Here is a 15,968-nt window from a genome sequence, read left to right as displayed (position 1 = left end):
CATGGAAGGGACACCATGGCAACACGCAAGCTGGGCCGCGTACTCACGGCCGTTCTCGCCCCCGCACTCGCGCTCGGCGCCACCGTCGCGCTCGCCTCGGCCCCGGCCTCCGCCGCCGTCTGGAGCTCCTGCGACCAGTGGGGCACCACGACCCTGAACGGCTACACGCTCTACAACAACATCTGGGGCTCCGGCGCCGGCAGCCAGTGCATCTGGGCCAACTCCGGTACCAACTGGGGCGTCAACGCCAACCACCCCAACACCGGCGGCATCAAGTCCTACCCCAACGCCAAGAAGGTGATCAACAAGTCGATCACCTCGCTCGGTTCGCTCAAGAGCAGCTACAACGTCACGGTTCCGTCGTCCGGTTCGTACAACACGTCGTACGACATCTGGGACACCAACTACGACTACGAGATCATGCTCTGGGTCAACAAGACCGGAGCCGTCGGCGCCCTCGGCACCTCGCAGGGCACCCTCACGCTGGGCGGTTCGACCTGGACCGTCTACAAGGGCAACAACGGCGCCAACGACGTGTTCTCGTTCCTGCGCACCTCCAACTCGACCTCCGGCACGGTCGACATCCTGCCGATCCTCAAGTGGATCAAGGACACCAAGGGCTGGTTCGGCAACGTGACCATCGGGGACCTGCAGTTCGGGTTCGAGATCACGTCCTCGTCCGGCGGGCTCGACTTCACCACCAACAGCGAGAGCGTCACCAGTAGTTGACCCACCCCGGCAGTCACGTACTCCGCTCAGCCGCCCGGTCCCCGTACTCCGCGAGGGCCGGGCGGTGCCACGACGAGCGCCGCGACCCAGCAGCCGAGCGCGGTCAGCACGAGGCCGAACGCCGCCGGATTGACGTACCCGGGAACGGTGTTGGTGACGTAGCTGCCCCCGCCCGTCATCTCGCAGTCGAACCTGAGCGGGACGAAGTCCACGGAGTAGTCCACGACTTGGGCGGCTCTGGGGTCCTCCGGCCCGCCCTCCTGCCCGTTGGTCGTACGACAGGGCAGTATCGGCGAGGAGTTGGCGCCGCCGTCCTCGGCCTGGAGGATCGCGCCCAGGACGCAGAACAGACCCCAGAGATACAGGGCGAACGCGGCGAGGCCCGCAGCAAAGGCGAGCTTGCGTAACACCATCGGAGGAGTCCAGCAGAACAAGATCGGTACGGCTGTGACGGAGGCCACAGTTCCGCACAACGGAAGCGTCACGGCCCGGGCGCCCGCCCCCCACGGGCGCCCTGCCCCTACTCCGTCACCGGCAGCGTCGCCCCGTCCCGCAGGAACAGCGGAATCCGGTCCAGCGGCGCGTCGACCGTGACCGCCGTACCGCCTTCGTACGTCTCGCCCGTCCACGCGTCCGTCCACCACGCGCCCGCCGGGAGATACGCCGTACGGACCGTGGCGCCCGCCGTCAGCACCGGGGCGACCAGCAGGTCCGGGCCGAAGAGATACGCGTCGTCGACCGACCAGGTCGCCGGGTCTGCCGGGAATTCGAGGAACAGCGGGCGCATCACCGGCAGCCCCTCCTCGTGCGCGGCGCGCATCACGTCGAGGACGTACGGCTTCAGGCGTTCGCGCAGCCGCAGGTATTTCTCCAGGATCGGCAGGGCCCGATCGCCGTACGACCAGACCTCGTTGGGGCCGCCGGTCATGTCGGGGCCGAGCGGCATGCCCGGGTCGCGGAAGCCGTGCAGGCGCATCAGCGGGGAGAGCGCGCCGAACTGGAACCAGCGGACCATGACCTCCTGGTACGCCGGGTCGTCCGGGTCACCGCCGTGGAAGCCGCCGATGTCCGTGTTCCACCAAGGGATGCCGGAGAGCGCGGTGTTGAGGCCCGCGGCGATCTGGCGGCGCAGAGTCGGGAAGTCGGTGCCTATGTCACCCGACCAGAGCGCCGCGCCGTGGCGCTGACTGCCCGCCCATGCCGAGCGGTTGAGGGTGATGACCTCGTCGTCACCGGCACCCTCGGTGCGCAACCCCTCCGCGAACGTACGGGAGTTCTCGGCCGGGTAGATGTTGCCGACCTCCAGACCCGGGCCCGCCCAGTAGCGCAGGTTCTCCTGGAAGCCCGGCTTCAGTTCGGGCTCGCAGGCGTCGAGCCAGAAGGCCGTGATGCCGTACGGCACAAGGTAGTTGTCGCGGATCTTCGACCACAGGAAGTCACGGGCCTCGGGGTTCGTGGCGTCGTAGAAGGCCACCTGGACCGTCGACGCGACCCCCTTGTCCGGCCAGTCGGCGTGGGCCATCGGGCCGTACTGGGTGCCGATGAGGTAGCCGCGCTGTTCCAGTACCCCGTGGTTCTCGCTGAGCGGGGACACCGACGGCCAGACGCTCACCACCAACTTCACGCCCAGCTCGTCGAGTTCGCGGACCATGGCCGCCGGGTCGGGCCACTCGGCCGGGTCGAACTTCCAGTCGCCGAGGTGTGTCCAGTGGAAGAAGTCGCAGACGATCGCGGAGAGGGGGAGTTCGCGGCGCTTGTACTCCCTTGCCACGGCGAGGAGTTCGGCCTGGGTGCGGTAGCGCAGCTTGCACTGCCAGAAGCCCGCCGCCCACTTCGGCAGCATCGGCGTACGGCCCGTCACCGCGCTGTAGCGGCGCTGGCCGTCGGCCGGGTCGCCCGCGGTGATCCAGTAGTCGATCTGCCGGGCCGAATCGGCGACCCAGCGTGTGCCGTTGCCTGCGAGTTCCACGCGGCCGATCGCCGGGTTGTTCCACAGCAGGGTGTAGCCGCGGCTGGAGACGAGCACCGGGATGCCCACCTCGGCGTTGCGCTGGACCAGGTCGAGGACCAGCCCCTTCTGGTCCAGCTTGCCGTGCTGGTGCTGCCCGAGGCCGTACAGCTTCTCGTCCTCGTACGCGGCGAAGCGCTGCTCCAGGCGGTGGTGGCCGTTGCCGACCGCCGTGTAGAGGCGCGAGCCGGGCCACCAGAAGTGGGCACGGGCCTCGGCGAGGAGTTCGCTGGAGTCGTCGGTGCGCAGGAAGCGGATCAGGCCCTCGGCGTCGACCTCGACGGTCAACTCGCCCACGGTCAGGGTCCCTTGACCGTCCTCGATCTTGACGGTGGCCTCGGTGGCCGGCGCCTCGTCAAGGAGCGCTCCGGGCAGCCCGTCGAGCAGCGGGCCGCCGAGCCGGGCCCTGACCCGTACCGCGTCCGGCCCCCACGGTTCGATCCGCAGGGTCTCCTGACGGCCGCTCCACTCCAGCGCGCCGTCCCGCTCACGGAAGGTGCCGACGGTGGGCGACGACTGCGCGAGGCTGACCGCACCCGCGCCCTGACTGATCTGGTTTTCGGCAGGCTGATTCACGAGAGGGCTCCTGTGAGGAGTGCAGACATGGCGGTGCCCTGGCGGCGGCACAGGGGTGGAGCTCTGAGGTCGGAAAAGGGGTCAGGAAACCGCGGGCGCCGGCCCCGTACTCGCCCGCATCGTCAACTCCGGTGTGATCAGCACGACTTCGTCGCTGCCGCGGCCATCCAGCTTGGCCACCAGGTGCTCCACGGCGTAACGGCCCATCTCCTGCGCGGGGATGGCGACGGACGTCAGCCGCACCGAGGCCTGGGTGGCGACCTGGTCGGGGCAGACCGCGACCACCGACACGTCCTCCGGCACGGCCCGGCCCTGCTGGCGCAGCAGCGCGAGCAGCGGCTCGACCGCCGACTCGTTCTGCACGACGAAGCCCGTGGTGCCGGGGCGCTCGTCGAAGATCCGGGCCAGGGTCGTCGTCATCGCGTCGTACCCGCCCTCGCACGGCCGGTGCAGCACCCGCAGGCCCAACTCCCGTGCGCGGGACCGGAGTCCGTCGAGGGTGCGCTCGGCGAAACCGGTGTGCCGCTCGTAGACCGCGGGGGCCTCGCCGATGACAGCGATGTCGTGGTGGCCGAGCTTGGCGAGGTGTTCGACGCACAGCGCGCCGGTCGCCCCGAAGTCGAGGTCGACACAGGTCAGCCCGGTGGTGTCGGCGGGGAGGCCGATCAGCACGGAGGGCTGGTCGGTGCCGCGCAGCAACGGCAGCCGCTCGTCGTCGAGTTCGACGTCCATCAGGATCATCGCGTCGGCGAGCCCGCTGCCGGTGACCCGGCGCACCGCGTCGGGACCCTCCTCGCCGGTGAGCAGCAGCACGTCGTAGCCGTGCAGGCGGGCGGTGGTCGCCACGGCGATGGCGATCTCCATCATCACCGGCACGTACATGTCCGTGCGCAGCGGCACCATCAGCGCGATGATGTTCGACCGGCTGCTGGCCAGGGCGCGGGCGCCCGCGTTCGGGTGGTAGCCCAGCTCGCGGATGCTCTGCTCGACCCGCTGCCGGGTGGCTCCGGAGATGGACCGCTTGCCGCTGAGGACATAGCTCACCGTGCTCGCCGAGACTCCGGCGTGCTGGGCGACCTCGGCGAGGGTGACCATCCAGCTCTCCAAGCTTTGTGAAGCGCTTCGACAGTGCGCGTTGCTGACAAGGGCGGGTGAGGGTGGTTCGACATTAGCTTCAGGCGGTGTGGGTGTCCATAGGTTGTCGAAGCGCTTCGACACTTTCTCAAAACACCGGGCTCGACTGTTCGGGAAACCCCGGCCCTGCGAGATTCTCCGCGCCGGGGAGGCAACCTCCGGGCGGGTCGGCGGCCACTGAGAGGTCGTAGACGAACCGTCCCCCGGAAGGACCCCCGATGCAACACCGCAGACCACGCCTGTCCAAGAAGCGGAAGACGCTGGTCGCCACCGCGGTGGCTCTCACGGCGCTCGCCGGTGTCACCGTCGCCCAGGCGGGTGAGTCGAGCGAGAAGTGCACGGCGGACGACACCGTCACGCTCGGCAAGTACTACGTCAACAACAACCAGTGGGGACGCGACAAGGCCACCGGCAGCCAGTGCGTGTGGGACAACTCCCGGTCGGGGTCCACCATTTCGTGGGGCACGTCCTTCAACTGGGCCAACAGCGGCAAGGGCACCGACGCCGACGTGAAGACGTTCGCGAGCACCGTCCTCGGCTGGCACTGGGGCTGGAAGGCCGACAAGGCGACCACCGGGCTGCCGGTCCGCGTCGGTGACCGGAAGCCGGTGAAGACGACCTGGGACTTCTCGCTCAGCTCCAGCCCCGGCACGCTCGATGTCGCGTACGACCTGTGGCTGCACTCCAAGAACACCGCCGGCTGGGCGGACCAGCCCACCGACGAGATCATGATCTGGCTCAACCGGCAGGGCGGCGCGGGCCCGCTCGGCACCAGGTTCGGCAGCGTCAGCCTGGACGGCGCCATGTGGGACATCTACCAGGGGAACATCGGCTGGAACGTGTACTCCTTCGTCCGGCAGAGCAACACCACGAAGGCGTCCCTGAACATCGACGACTTCACCCAGGCCCTCGTCCGGCGCAAGCTGCTGAGCAACGACAAGTACCTCTCCGGCATCGAGTCCGGCACCGAGATCTTCAAGGGTTCGGGGCGGCTTGACACGAAGGCGTACTCCGTCGACATCGGCTGAACGGACGCGCGAAGGGTGGCTGCTTCGCGGTGGATCGGGTACATACGATCGGGTAGCACCCGTCGGTAACCGCCATGGTCCGAGGGCCCGATTCGCGGCGAGGTGAGTCCCATGTCCGCTCCATCCAGCAAACCCACCGTCACCGAGCGGGAAGCCCGGCAGGTGGCGGAGGCGGCCAGGGAACAGGACTGGCGCAAGCCCAGCTTCGCCAAGGAACTGTTCCTCGGCCGCTTCCGGCTCGACCTGATCCACCCCCACCCCCTCCCGGCCGGCGAGGACGCCCGGCGCGGCGAGGAGTTCCTCGCGAAGCTGCGCGTCTTCTGCGAGACGGAGATCGACGCGGCCCGCATCGAGCGCGAGGCCCGCATCCCCGACGAGGTCATCAGCGGCCTCAAGGAGATCGGCGCCCTCGGCATGAAGATCGACACCAAGTACGGCGGCCTCGGCCTCACCCAGGTGTACTACAACAAGGCGCTGGCCCTCGCGGGCTCCGCCTGCCCCGCGGTCGGCGTGCTGCTCTCCGCCCACCAGTCGATCGGCGTACCGCAGCCGCTGAAGCTGTTCGGCACGGACGAGCAGAAGGCGGAGTTCCTGCCCCGCTGCGCCCGCACCGACATCAGCGCCTTCCTGCTCACCGAACCCGACGTCGGCTCCGACCCGGCCCGCCTCGCGACCAGCGCGGTGCCCGACGGAGACGCGTACGTCCTCGACGGGGTGAAGCTCTGGACCACCAACGGCGTCATCGCCGACCTGCTGGTCGTGATGGCCCGGGTGCCGAAGAGCGAGGGCCACAAGGGCGGGATCACGGCCTTCGTCGTGGAGACCGACTCGCCCGGCATCACCGTCGAGAACCGCAACGCCTTCATGGGCCTGCGCGGCATCGAGAACGGCGTCACCCGCTTCCACCAGGTCCGGGTCCCCGCCGCCAATCGCATCGGCCCCGAGGGCGCTGGCCTCAAGATCGCCCTCACCACCCTCAACACCGGCCGCCTCTCCCTCCCCGCGTCCTGCGTCGCCGCCGGCAAGTGGTGCCTGAAGATCGCCCGCGAGTGGTCGGCGGCGCGTGAGCAGTGGGGCAGGCCGATCGCCGAGCACGAGGCGGTGGGCGCGAAGATCTCCTTCATCGCGGCGACCACCTTCGCCCTGGAGGCCGTACTCGACCTGTCCTCGCAGATGGCGGACGAGGACCGCAACGACATCCGCATCGAGGGCGCGCTCGCCAAGCTCTTCTCCTCCGAGATGGGCTGGCTCATGGCCGACGAACTGGTCCAGATCCGCGGCGGCCGAGGCTTCGAGACGGCCGAGTCGCTCGCGGCCCGCGGCGAGAAGGCGGTCCCCGCCGAACAGGTCCTGCGCGACCTCCGCATCAACCGCATCTTCGAGGGCTCGACGGAGATCATGCACCTCCTCATCGCCCGCGAGGCCGTCGACGCCCACCTCAAGGTCGCCGGCGACCTCATCGACCCGGACAAGTCCCTCCAGGACAAGGCGAAAGCGGGCGCCAACGCGGGCGTCTTCTACGCCAAGTGGCTCCCGAAGCTGGTCGCGGGCACCGGCCAACTCCCGGGCACCTACGGCGAGTTCCGCCACGGCATCGACCTCTCCCGGCACCTTCGCTATGTCGAACGCGGCGCCCGCAAACTCGCCCGGTCCACCTTCTACGCCATGTCCCGCTGGCAGGGCCGCATGGAGACCAAACAGGGCTTCCTCGGCCGGATCGTCGACATCGGCGCGGAACTCTTCGCGATGAGCGCGGTCTGCGTACGGGCCGAACTCCTGCGCACCCAGGGCGATCACGGCCGCGAGGCCTACCAACTCGCCGACGCCTTCTGCGAACAGTCCCGCATCCGCGTCGAGGAGCTCTTCGGCCGCCTGTGGACCAACACCGACACCGTCGACCGCAAGGTGGCCAAGGGCGTCCTCGGTGGCGCGTACACGTGGCTGGAGGAGGGCATCGTCGACCCGTCGGGCGAGGGCCCGTGGATCGCCGACGCGACCCCCGGACCCAGCAAGATGGAGAACGTCCACCGACCCGTCGACTGAGCCCGGATCAGCAGTACTTGTCGCTCGGATCCCGCGTCGTCCAGGAGCAGGTGTCGACCTTGCTGCCGCTCGACCTGGTCAGCGTCGCCGTGTCGCTGGTGTTGTTCCAGACATAGGCGGCACGGCCCTGGTACGTGTTCGACGCGGTGTCCGAGCCCTTGCCCGTGTGCACCTTGATGTACTTGCCGGCGCCGATCTTGATGTTCTTGAAGACGTACCGGTGGTTCGAGACGTCCTTCAGGACCCACCCCTTGAGCGAGATCGCCGACCGGCTGGTGTTCTTGATCTGCACCCACTCGCCGTTCAGGCTCGTGTTGGACCGGTTGTCCGAGCCCGGGCTGTCGAACCAGACGTGGTAGATCGTGACCCCGCCGGCGGCCTCGGCCGGGGTGCTGAGCAAGGTGCCGGTGAGTATCGCGGCGCCCGCGAGCGCGGGCAGGGCAGCGCGTATCCGCATGGAGAATCCCCCCAGGATGTCGTCCACTGGCCGGCCGTCCACCGGCGCAGGACTGAAGTGTTATCACATGACCTTCACGTCGTATTCACAAAGGGGGATTTCCCTTCAATCACCGATGAGAGCCGATAAGCCACCCACCCGAGGGAACCGCTGTCCACCCGGGCACCCGTTGCGGCAACAATGGAGGGATGAGCGACAGTCCAGCACCCCTCGCCGACCCACATCTCGTCTACGACCCCGTCGTGGGAGACGGTCCCAAGGCCCTGGTGATCCTCGGGTCCACCGGGTCCATCGGCACCCAGGCCATCGACCTGGTGCTGCGCAACCCGGACCGTTTCAAGGTCACCGCACTCTCCGCGAACGGCGGCCGGGTCGGGCTCCTCGCCGAGCAGGCGTACCAGCTCAGGGTGCGGACGGTCGGGGTCGCCCGCGAGGACGTCGTACCCGCACTGCGCGAAGCGCTCGCCGCGCAGTACGGCGCGGGGGAGCCGCTCCCGGAGATCCTCGCCGGTCCTGACGCGGCCACCCAACTCGCCGCCTCCGACTGCCACACCGTGCTGAACGGCATCACCGGATCCATCGGACTCGCGCCCACCCTCGCCGCCCTGGAGGCGGGCCGCGTCCTCGCGCTCGCCAACAAGGAGTCGCTCATCGTCGGCGGCCCGCTGGTGAAGGCGCTCGCCAAGCCGGGGCAGATCATCCCGGTGGACTCCGAGCACGCGGCGCTGTTCCAGGCCCTCGCGGCCGGTACCCGCGCCGATGTCCGCAAGCTCGTCGTCACCGCGTCCGGCGGCCCCTTCCGCGGCCGTACGAAGGCGGACCTCGCGCGAGTGACCGTAGAAGAGGCACTCGCGCACCCCACCTGGGCGATGGGCCCGGTGATCACGATCAACTCGGCAACCCTGGTGAACAAGGGGCTGGAGGTGATCGAGGCGCACCTGCTGTACGACATTCCCTTCGATCGCATTGAGGTGGTCGTGCACCCGCAGTCGTATGTCCACTCGATGGTGGAATTCACGGACGGTTCGACACTCGCCCAGGCGACGCCCCCCGACATGCGCGGGCCGATCGCCATCGGGCTCGGCTGGCCCGAGCGGGTCCCGGACGCGGCGCCCGCGTTCGACTGGAGCAAGGCGTCGACGTGGGAGTTCTTCCCGCTCGACACCGACGCGTTCCCGTCGGTCGGCCTGGCCCGGCATGTGGGACAGCTCGCGGGCACGGCGCCGGCGGTGTTCAATGCGGCGAACGAGGAGTGCGTGGAGGCGTTCCGCGCGGGCGCGCTGCCGTTCAACGGAATCATGGAGACGGTGACACGGGTGGTCGAGGAACACGGGACACCGGCCACGGGAACTTCCCTGACCGTGCCGGACGTCCTCGAAGCGGAGACCTGGGCACGCGCCCGGGCCCGCGAACTGACAGCGCAGACGACCACGGCGAACGCGGAGGCGCGTGCATGACAGCCCTGATGATGATCCTCGGCATAGTCGTCTTCGCGGTCGGCCTGCTGGTCTCGATCGCCTGGCACGAGCTGGGGCATCTGTCCACCGCGAAGCTCTTCGGCATCCGGGTGCCCCAGTACATGGTCGGCTTCGGCCCGACCATCTGGTCCAAGCGCAAGGGCGACACCGAGTACGGCTTCAAGGCCATCCCGTTCGGCGGCTACATCCGCATGATCGGCATGTTCCCGCCCGGCCCCGACGGCAGGATCGAGTCCCGCTCCACCTCGCCCTGGCGCAGCATGATCGAGGACGCCCGCTCGGCCGCCTTCGAGGAACTGGAGCCCGGCGACGAGTCCCGCCTGTTCTACACACGCAAGCCCTGGAAACGGGTCATCGTGATGTTCGCGGGCCCCTTCATGAACCTCATCCTCGCGGTGGCGCTCTTCCTCACCGTTCTGATGGGCTTCGGCATCTCGCAGCAGACCAACACGGTCAGCTCGGTCTCCGAGTGCGTCATCGCGCAGAGCCAGAACCGCGACACCTGCAAGAAGTCCGACCCGGCCTCCCCGGCGGCGGCAGCGGGCCTGAAGGCGGGCGACAAGATCGTCAGCTTCAACGGAGTCAAGACCACCGACTGGAACAAACTCTCCGACCTGATCCGCGCCACCCCCGGCAAGACGGTCCCGATCGTCGTCGAGCGCAAGGGCCAGGCCCTCACCCTGCACGCGAAGATCGCGTCCAACCAGGTCGCCAAGAAGGACTCCAGCGGCCAGATCGTCCAGGGCCAGTACGTCACCGCCGGCTTCCTCGGCTTCAGCGCGGCCACCGGCATCGTCCGCCAGGACTTCGGCGACTCGGTCACCTGGATGGGAGACCGCATGAGCGAGGCCGTCGACTCCATCGCGGCCCTCCCCGGCAAGATCCCGGCCCTGTGGAACGCGGCCTTCGACGGCGCCCCTCGCCAGGCCGACTCCCCGATGGGCGTGGTCGGCGCGGCCCGCGTGGGCGGCGAGATCTTCACTCTCGACATCCCGCCCACCCAGCAACTGGCCATGGCCCTGATGCTGGTGGCCGGCTTCAACCTCTCCCTCTTCCTCTTCAACATGCTCCCGCTGCTCCCGCTCGACGGCGGGCATGTCGCGGGCGCGCTGTGGGAGGCGCTGCGGCGGAACCTGGCGAAGGTGCTCAAGCGCCCGGACCCGGGCCCGTTCGACGTGGCGAAGCTGATGCCGGTCGCGTATGTGGTGGCGGGGATCTTCGTCTGCTTCACCTTGTTGGTGTTGGTGGCGGACGTGGTTAACCCAGTCAAAATCTCCTAGCCATTCGTAGTTCGTGGCGGCCCGGCAGCTTCTGTGCCGGGCCGCTCTCCATTGAGTGGGTTTACGGCCGGGATGTGCTCGGGCCCGTGCGGTTGACGTAATCTCGAACCCTGGAGCCCGCTGTTCCGGGACCGGGGCCTTGATCCACGACTTGGGGTTGCACAGCAGATGACTGCGATTTCTCTCGGCATTCCGTCCGTTCCGACCCGGCTCGCCGAGCGCCGCAAGAGCCGGCAGATCCAGGTCGGCACCGTGGCGGTCGGCGGGGACGCGCCGGTGTCGGTGCAGTCCATGACGACGACCCGTACGTCGGACATCGGGGCGACGCTCCAGCAGATCGCCGAGCTGACCGCGTCCGGCTGCCAGATCGTCCGCGTGGCCTGCCCCACGCAGGACGACGCCGACGCCCTCGCGACGATCGCCCGCAAGTCGCAGATCCCGGTGATCGCCGACATCCACTTCCAGCCCAAGTACGTCTTCGCCGCGATCGAGGCCGGCTGCGCGGCAGTTCGCGTGAACCCCGGCAACATCAAGCAGTTCGACGACAAGGTCAAGGAGATCGCGCGGGCCGCCAAGGACCACGGCACCCCGATCCGCATCGGCGTGAACGCGGGCTCGCTGGACGCTCGACTGCTGAAGAAGTACGGCAAGGCGACCCCCGAGGCGCTGGCCGAGTCGGCCCTGTGGGAGGCGTCCCTCTTCGAGGAGCACGGCTTCCAGGACATCAAGATCTCGGTCAAGCACAACGACCCGGTCGTGATGGTCGAGGCGTACCGCCAGCTCGCGGCCCAGTGCGACTACCCGCTCCACCTCGGCGTCACCGAGGCGGGCCCGGCCTTCCAGGGCACGATCAAGTCGGCGGTGGCTTTCGGCGCGCTGCTCTCACAGGGCATCGGCGACACGATCCGGGTGTCGTTGTCCGCCCCGCCGGTGGAGGAGGTCAAGGTCGGCAACCAGATCCTGGAGTCCCTGAACCTCAAGCCCCGCCGCCTGGAGATCGTCTCCTGCCCCTCCTGCGGCCGCGCCCAGGTCGACGTCTACAAGCTGGCCGAGGAGGTCACCGCGGGCCTGGAGGGCATGGAGGTCCCGCTGCGGGTCGCGGTCATGGGCTGTGTCGTCAACGGTCCCGGCGAGGCCCGCGAGGCCGACCTCGGCGTCGCCTCCGGCAACGGCAAGGGCCAGATCTTCGTCAAGGGCGAGGTCATCAAGACCGTCCCCGAGTCGAAGATCGTGGAGACGCTGATCGAGGAGGCGATGAAGATCGCCGAGCAGATGGAGGCGGACGGGGTCGCCTCCGGCGAGCCTTCGGTTTCGGTTGCGGGCTGAGGGCCGAGGCGCGGGCTGAAGGTCTGTTGCGGGCCGAGGGAGCTGGGCGGGGCTGAGGGGTCTGGCGCGGGTTGAACGTCTGTGGCGGGCTGGGGAGCTGGCGTGGGCTGAGGGGCTGGGCCGGGCTGAGTGGTCTGGCTCGGGCCGTAGACCTGTGGCGGGCTGATCGGTCTGGCGTGGACTGAAGTCTGTGGCGGGCGAGAGGTCTGGTGTGGGCTGAGGATCTGTGGCGGTCCGAGGGGCTGGCACAGGTTGAAGACCTGGGCGGGCTGAAAGGTCTTGGGACTGGTACATGCCGGGGTGCCGAGGCCTCGGGGTCTTGCTCGCCGAGGTTCTGGGGCTTCCTGAGCCGGAGCCAGAGTCTTGGGCCTCACTTGTCAGCGCGGGCCAGCACAATCAGCCCGTCCGGCGTTTGAGGACGAGGCCGTCCAGGCCGACAGCGGGGGTCTGGGGGCGGCAGCCCCCAGAGACGGCGACCTGACCCACCCCCACTGAGAAGCAAGCGGCAACACAAAGCACCGCTCAGCTTCCGCAGGTACAGTGCGGAGATCAGCAGACCTTAGGGTGAGGCCCCGCACGTGTTGACCCAGACCACCTCTCGGGTGCTCGAACCGAGCGACCTGGACGCCGCGCTCGCCGTACTGGACCGCGAGCCGGTCACGAACGCCTTCGTGACCTCGCGGGTGCAGGTCGCGGGTCTCGACCCGTGGCGGCTCGGCGGCGAGATGTGGGGCTGGTACGAGGACGGCATGCTGACGTCCCTCTGCTACGCGGGCGCCAACCTCGTCCCGATCTGCGCGACCCCCAGAGCCGTCCGCGCCTTCGCCGACCGTGCCCGCAGGGCCGGCCGCCGCTGCTCCTCGATCGTCGGCCCGGCCGAGGCGACGGCCCAACTCTGGCGCCTCCTCGAACCGAGCTGGGGCCCGGCCCGCGAGGTCCGCGCCCGCCAGCCCCTCATGGTCGCCGACCGCATGCCCACCGACATCGCCCCCGACCCGTATGTCCGCCGCATCCGCAAGGACGAGATGGACACGATCATGCCGGCGTGCGTGGCGATGTTCACCGAGGAGGTCGGCGTCTCCCCCCTGGCCGGCGACGGCGGCCTCCTCTACCAGGCCCGAGTGGCCGAACTCGTGGGCTCCGGCCGCTCGTTCGCCCGCCTCGACGAGTACGGCAAGGTCGTCTTCAAGGCGGAGATCGGCGCCGCGACGCCCAAGGCCTGCCAGATCCAGGGCGTGTGGGTGGCTCCCGAGTACCGGGGGAGGGGCGTGGCGGCCCCGGCGATGGCATCGGTACTGCGTTACGCGCTGGCGGACGTGGCCCCCGTGGTCAGCCTGTACGTGAACGACTTCAACACCCCGGCGCGACGGGCGTACTTGAGGGTGGGCTTCCAAGAGGTCGGCGCGTTCATGAGCGTCCTCTTCTGAAACGCGCTAAGGGGCGACCCCCCAAGGGGCGCGAGGAACTGCGCGACCAGCCACACACAACCCGCACCCGAACAACCACCGAAACTCCCCTGTACTCTCCCCACATGCGATTTCCCGGTCACGGTCACCGCCACCCCCAAGACGTCGTGATCGGCCCCCTGGACCTCTCCGCCCACGTTGACGAAGCCCTAGCCGTACAGGCCCTCGCATTCGGCCTGGGCCCGGACGAGGTGGCGGTAAGACGCCAGATCGTCCTGCGCCACATGACCTACCCCGGCGCCCGCGCCCTCGGCGCCACCACCGAGGGCCGACTGGTCGGCTTCATCTACGGCATGCCCAACAACCGCACCCACTGGTGGTCCACAGTCGTAGAGCCGTACCTCCGGGCCCGCGACCACGACGACTGGCTCGACCACTCCTTCGTGATCACCGAGTTGCACGTCCACCCGCACTACCAGAACCGCGGCGCGGGCCGTTCCCTGATCACCACCATCACGGACGCGGCCACCGAACCCCGCTCGATCCTCTCGGCGATCGACACCGACAGCCCGGCCCGGGGCCTCTACCGCTCCCTCGGCTACGAGGACCTCGCCCGCCAGGTCCTGTTCCCCAGCGCACCGAAGCCGTACGCAGTCATGGGCGCGCCCCTCCCGCTGCGCCACCGGTAGACACCGTTAACCGATTTCCACCGGCACAGCACGCCCGGCTAACCTCCTAGCCATCACCCTTTCCCGGCAGGAGTACAGGAACCATGGCGAACGCACCGGTCCAGCGCATGTCCCAGTTGATGGCGAAGACGCTGCGCGACGACCCGGCGGACGCCGAGGTCCTCAGTCACAAGCTGCTCGTGCGGGCCGGCTACGTCCGCCGTACCGCGGCCGGCATCTGGTCCTGGCTGCCCCTGGGCAAGAAGGTCCTCTCGAACGTCGAGCGGATCGTGCGTGAGGAGATGGACGCGATCGGCGCCCAGGAGGTGCTGCTCCCCGCGATCCTGCCCCGCGAGCCCTACGAGGCGACCGGCCGCTGGGAGGAGTACGGCCCCGAGCTGTTCCGCCTCAAGGACCGCAAGGGCGGCGACTACCTCCTCGGCCCCACCCACGAGGAGATCTTCACGCTGATCGTGAAGGACCAGGTGTCCTCCTACAAGGACCTGCCGGTCATCCTCTACCAGATCCAGAACAAATACCGCGACGAGGCCCGCCCGCGGGCCGGTGTGCTGCGCGGCCGTGAGTTCCTGATGAAGGACTCGTACTCCTTCGACACCGAGGACGAGGGCCTCGCCCACTCCTACGCCCTGCACCGCGAGGCCTACCAGAAGGTGTTCGCGCGCCTGGGCCTCGACTACCGCATCTGCGCCGCCACCGCGGGCGCGATGGGCGGCTCCAAGTCGGAGGAGTTCCTCGCCCCCGCCGAGGCCGGCGAGGACACCTTCGCGGACTGCCCGAACTGTGACTTCGCCGCCAACACCGAAGCGATTTCGTACGAGTTGAAGCCCGTGGACGCCGCCGGCGTGCCCGCGCTCGAAGAGATCCCGACCCCCGACACCCCCACCATCGAGACCCTCGCCGCCCACCTCGGCGTAGCGGCCTCCGCCACGCTGAAGAACCTCCTCGTGAAGGTCGACGGCGAGATCGTGGCCGTAGGAGTCCCCGGCGACCGCGAGGTCGACCTGGGCAAGGTCGAGGCCCATTTCGCCCCAGCCGCAGTGGAGTTGGTGACGGCGGAGGACTTCACCGGCCGTCCCGACCTGGTGCGCGGCTACGTCGGCCCGCAGGGCCTGGGCGACAAGGTCACGTACATCGCCGACCCGCGCGTGGCCCCCGGCACCTCGTGGATCACGGGCGCCAACAAAGAGGGCACGCACGCCAAGAACGTCGTGGCGGGCCGTGACTTCGAGGTCGGCGAGTACGTCGACGTCGTGGTCGTCCAGGAGGGCGACCCCTGCCTCAAGTGCGGCACCGGCCTCAAGCTGGACCGCGCCATCGAGATCGGCCACATCTTCCAGCTCGGCCGCAAGTACGCCGACGCCCTCAAGCTCGACGTCCTCGGCCGGCACGGCAAGCCGGTCCGGGTGACCATGGGCTCCTACGGCATCGGCGTCTCCCGCGCGGTCGCCGCCCTCGCCGAGCAGACCGCCGACGACAAGGGCCTGTGCTGGCCCGCCGAGGTCGCCCCGGCCGACGTGCACGTCGTCGCCGCGGGCAAGGCCCTCCAGACCGAACTCGCCCTGGACGTCTCGGAGAAGCTGCGCGCGGCCGGCCTGCGTGTCCTGGTTGACGACCGCGCCGGGGTCTCCCCGGGCGTGAAGTTCACCGACTCGGAGCTGATCGGCGTACCGAAGATCCTGGTCGCGGGCCGCCGCTCCGCCGAGGGCGTCCTGGAGTTGAAGGACCGCAGGACGGGCGAGCGCGAGGAGCTGACCGTCGACGAGGCGATCGCGCGCCTCACCGCGTAGGCAAGTACCGCGTACGCGGCGATCACC

13 protein-coding genes are annotated in these 15,968 nt (G+C 69.1%); 9 read left to right on the top strand and 4 right to left on the bottom strand.

Annotated features, from left to right (window positions below):
- The first annotated feature begins 15 nt into the window (after window positions 1–15).
- The gene (locus ACGFY9_RS46520) at window positions 16–729 is read left to right on the top strand and encodes a hypothetical protein (protein WP_393764858.1); all 714 of its coding nucleotides are present in this window, start codon (window positions 16–18) and stop codon (window positions 727–729) included.
- A gap of 26 nt (window positions 730–755) precedes the next feature.
- Here the strand turns inward: ACGFY9_RS46520 and ACGFY9_RS46515 are convergent, their stop codons facing one another.
- From ACGFY9_RS46515 to ACGFY9_RS46505, 3 genes are all read right to left on the bottom strand, one after another.
- Window positions 756–1,142, bottom strand: a complete 387-nt coding sequence (locus ACGFY9_RS46515) for a hypothetical protein (protein ID WP_393764856.1) — start codon at window positions 1,140–1,142, stop codon at window positions 756–758.
- 107 nt (window positions 1,143–1,249) lie between these two features.
- A complete protein-coding gene (locus ACGFY9_RS46510) occupies window positions 1,250–3,313 on the bottom strand; it encodes a TIM-barrel domain-containing protein (RefSeq protein ID WP_393764854.1) in 2,064 nt (687 codons plus the stop codon).
- A gap of 81 nt (window positions 3,314–3,394) precedes the next feature.
- A complete protein-coding gene (locus ACGFY9_RS46505; protein ID WP_327400947.1) occupies window positions 3,395–4,408 on the bottom strand; it encodes a LacI family DNA-binding transcriptional regulator in 1,014 nt (337 codons plus the stop codon).
- Window positions 4,409–4,665: 257 nt separating this feature from the next.
- On the opposite strand from ACGFY9_RS46505, the gene ACGFY9_RS46500 reads away from it, so the two are divergent.
- Both ACGFY9_RS46500 and ACGFY9_RS46495 read left to right on the top strand, forming a co-directional pair.
- On the top strand, window positions 4,666–5,475 hold the full coding sequence (locus ACGFY9_RS46500; protein ID WP_393764852.1) for an endo-1,4-beta-glucanase: 810 nt from the start codon (window positions 4,666–4,668) through the stop codon (window positions 5,473–5,475).
- A 111-nt stretch (window positions 5,476–5,586) separates the two neighbouring features.
- A complete protein-coding gene (locus ACGFY9_RS46495; protein WP_393764850.1) occupies window positions 5,587–7,518 on the top strand; it encodes an acyl-CoA dehydrogenase family protein in 1,932 nt (643 codons plus the stop codon).
- Between the two features lie 7 nt (window positions 7,519–7,525).
- Here the strand turns inward: ACGFY9_RS46495 and ACGFY9_RS46490 are convergent, their stop codons facing one another.
- The gene (locus ACGFY9_RS46490; protein WP_393764848.1) at window positions 7,526–7,975 is read right to left on the bottom strand and encodes a lamin tail domain-containing protein; all 450 of its coding nucleotides are present in this window, start codon (window positions 7,973–7,975) and stop codon (window positions 7,526–7,528) included.
- 188 nt (window positions 7,976–8,163) lie between these two features.
- Between ACGFY9_RS46490 and dxr the strand changes: the two genes are divergently transcribed.
- The 6 genes from dxr (at window position 8,164) to ACGFY9_RS46460 (ending at window position 15,941) form a co-directional block, all read left to right on the top strand.
- Window positions 8,164–9,432 carry a 1-deoxy-D-xylulose-5-phosphate reductoisomerase gene (gene dxr / locus ACGFY9_RS46485; protein WP_393764846.1) on the top strand — a complete coding sequence of 423 codons (1,269 nt, stop codon included), beginning with the start codon at window positions 8,164–8,166 and terminating at the stop codon, window positions 9,430–9,432.
- 8 nt (window positions 9,433–9,440) lie between these two features.
- A complete protein-coding gene (locus tag ACGFY9_RS46480; protein ID WP_393764891.1) occupies window positions 9,441–10,733 on the top strand; it encodes a M50 family metallopeptidase in 1,293 nt (430 codons plus the stop codon).
- Between the two features lie 168 nt (window positions 10,734–10,901).
- The gene (ispG, locus tag ACGFY9_RS46475; protein WP_393764844.1) at window positions 10,902–12,059 is read left to right on the top strand and encodes a flavodoxin-dependent (E)-4-hydroxy-3-methylbut-2-enyl-diphosphate synthase; all 1,158 of its coding nucleotides are present in this window, start codon (window positions 10,902–10,904) and stop codon (window positions 12,057–12,059) included.
- 578 nt (window positions 12,060–12,637) lie between these two features.
- A complete protein-coding gene (locus ACGFY9_RS46470; RefSeq protein ID WP_318019153.1) occupies window positions 12,638–13,486 on the top strand; it encodes a GNAT family N-acetyltransferase in 849 nt (282 codons plus the stop codon).
- 104 nt (window positions 13,487–13,590) lie between these two features.
- Window positions 13,591–14,154, top strand: a complete 564-nt coding sequence (locus tag ACGFY9_RS46465) for a GNAT family N-acetyltransferase (protein WP_393764842.1) — start codon at window positions 13,591–13,593, stop codon at window positions 14,152–14,154.
- 83 nt (window positions 14,155–14,237) lie between these two features.
- A complete protein-coding gene (locus tag ACGFY9_RS46460; RefSeq protein ID WP_393764840.1) occupies window positions 14,238–15,941 on the top strand; it encodes a proline--tRNA ligase in 1,704 nt (567 codons plus the stop codon).
- The last annotated feature ends 27 nt before the right edge of the window (window positions 15,942–15,968 follow it).

The organism is Streptomyces sp. NPDC048504 (assembly GCF_043200035.1).
Classification (GTDB): Bacteria; Actinomycetota; Actinomycetes; order Streptomycetales; family Streptomycetaceae; genus Streptomyces.
This window is presented reverse-complemented; position numbering and strand designations above follow the sequence as displayed.

What these genes read in the sequence shown, in the direction of transcription:
- ACGFY9_RS46480 (WP_393764891.1), top strand. Translation starts at nt 9,441, where the DNA reads ATGATGATCCTCGGCATAGTCGTCTTCGCGGTCGGCCTGCTGGTCTCG.
- dxr (WP_393764846.1), top strand. Translation starts at nt 8,164, where the DNA reads ATGAGCGACAGTCCAGCACCCCTCGCCGACCCACATCTCGTCTACGAC.
- ACGFY9_RS46495 (WP_393764850.1), top strand. Translation starts at nt 5,587, where the DNA reads ATGTCCGCTCCATCCAGCAAACCCACCGTCACCGAGCGGGAAGCCCGG.
- ACGFY9_RS46500 (WP_393764852.1), top strand. Translation starts at nt 4,666, where the DNA reads ATGCAACACCGCAGACCACGCCTGTCCAAGAAGCGGAAGACGCTGGTC.
- ACGFY9_RS46515 (WP_393764856.1), bottom strand. Translation starts at nt 1,142, where the DNA reads ATGGTGTTACGCAAGCTCGCCTTTGCTGCGGGCCTCGCCGCGTTCGCC.
- ACGFY9_RS46490 (WP_393764848.1), bottom strand. Translation starts at nt 7,975, where the DNA reads ATGCGGATACGCGCTGCCCTGCCCGCGCTCGCGGGCGCCGCGATACTC.
- ACGFY9_RS46460 (WP_393764840.1), top strand. Translation starts at nt 14,238, where the DNA reads ATGGCGAACGCACCGGTCCAGCGCATGTCCCAGTTGATGGCGAAGACG.
- ACGFY9_RS46505 (WP_327400947.1), bottom strand. Translation starts at nt 4,408, where the DNA reads ATGGTCACCCTCGCCGAGGTCGCCCAGCACGCCGGAGTCTCGGCGAGC.
- ispG (WP_393764844.1), top strand. Translation starts at nt 10,902, where the DNA reads ATGACTGCGATTTCTCTCGGCATTCCGTCCGTTCCGACCCGGCTCGCC.
- ACGFY9_RS46520 (WP_393764858.1), top strand. Translation starts at nt 16, where the DNA reads ATGGCAACACGCAAGCTGGGCCGCGTACTCACGGCCGTTCTCGCCCCC.
- ACGFY9_RS46465 (WP_393764842.1), top strand. Translation starts at nt 13,591, where the DNA reads ATGCGATTTCCCGGTCACGGTCACCGCCACCCCCAAGACGTCGTGATC.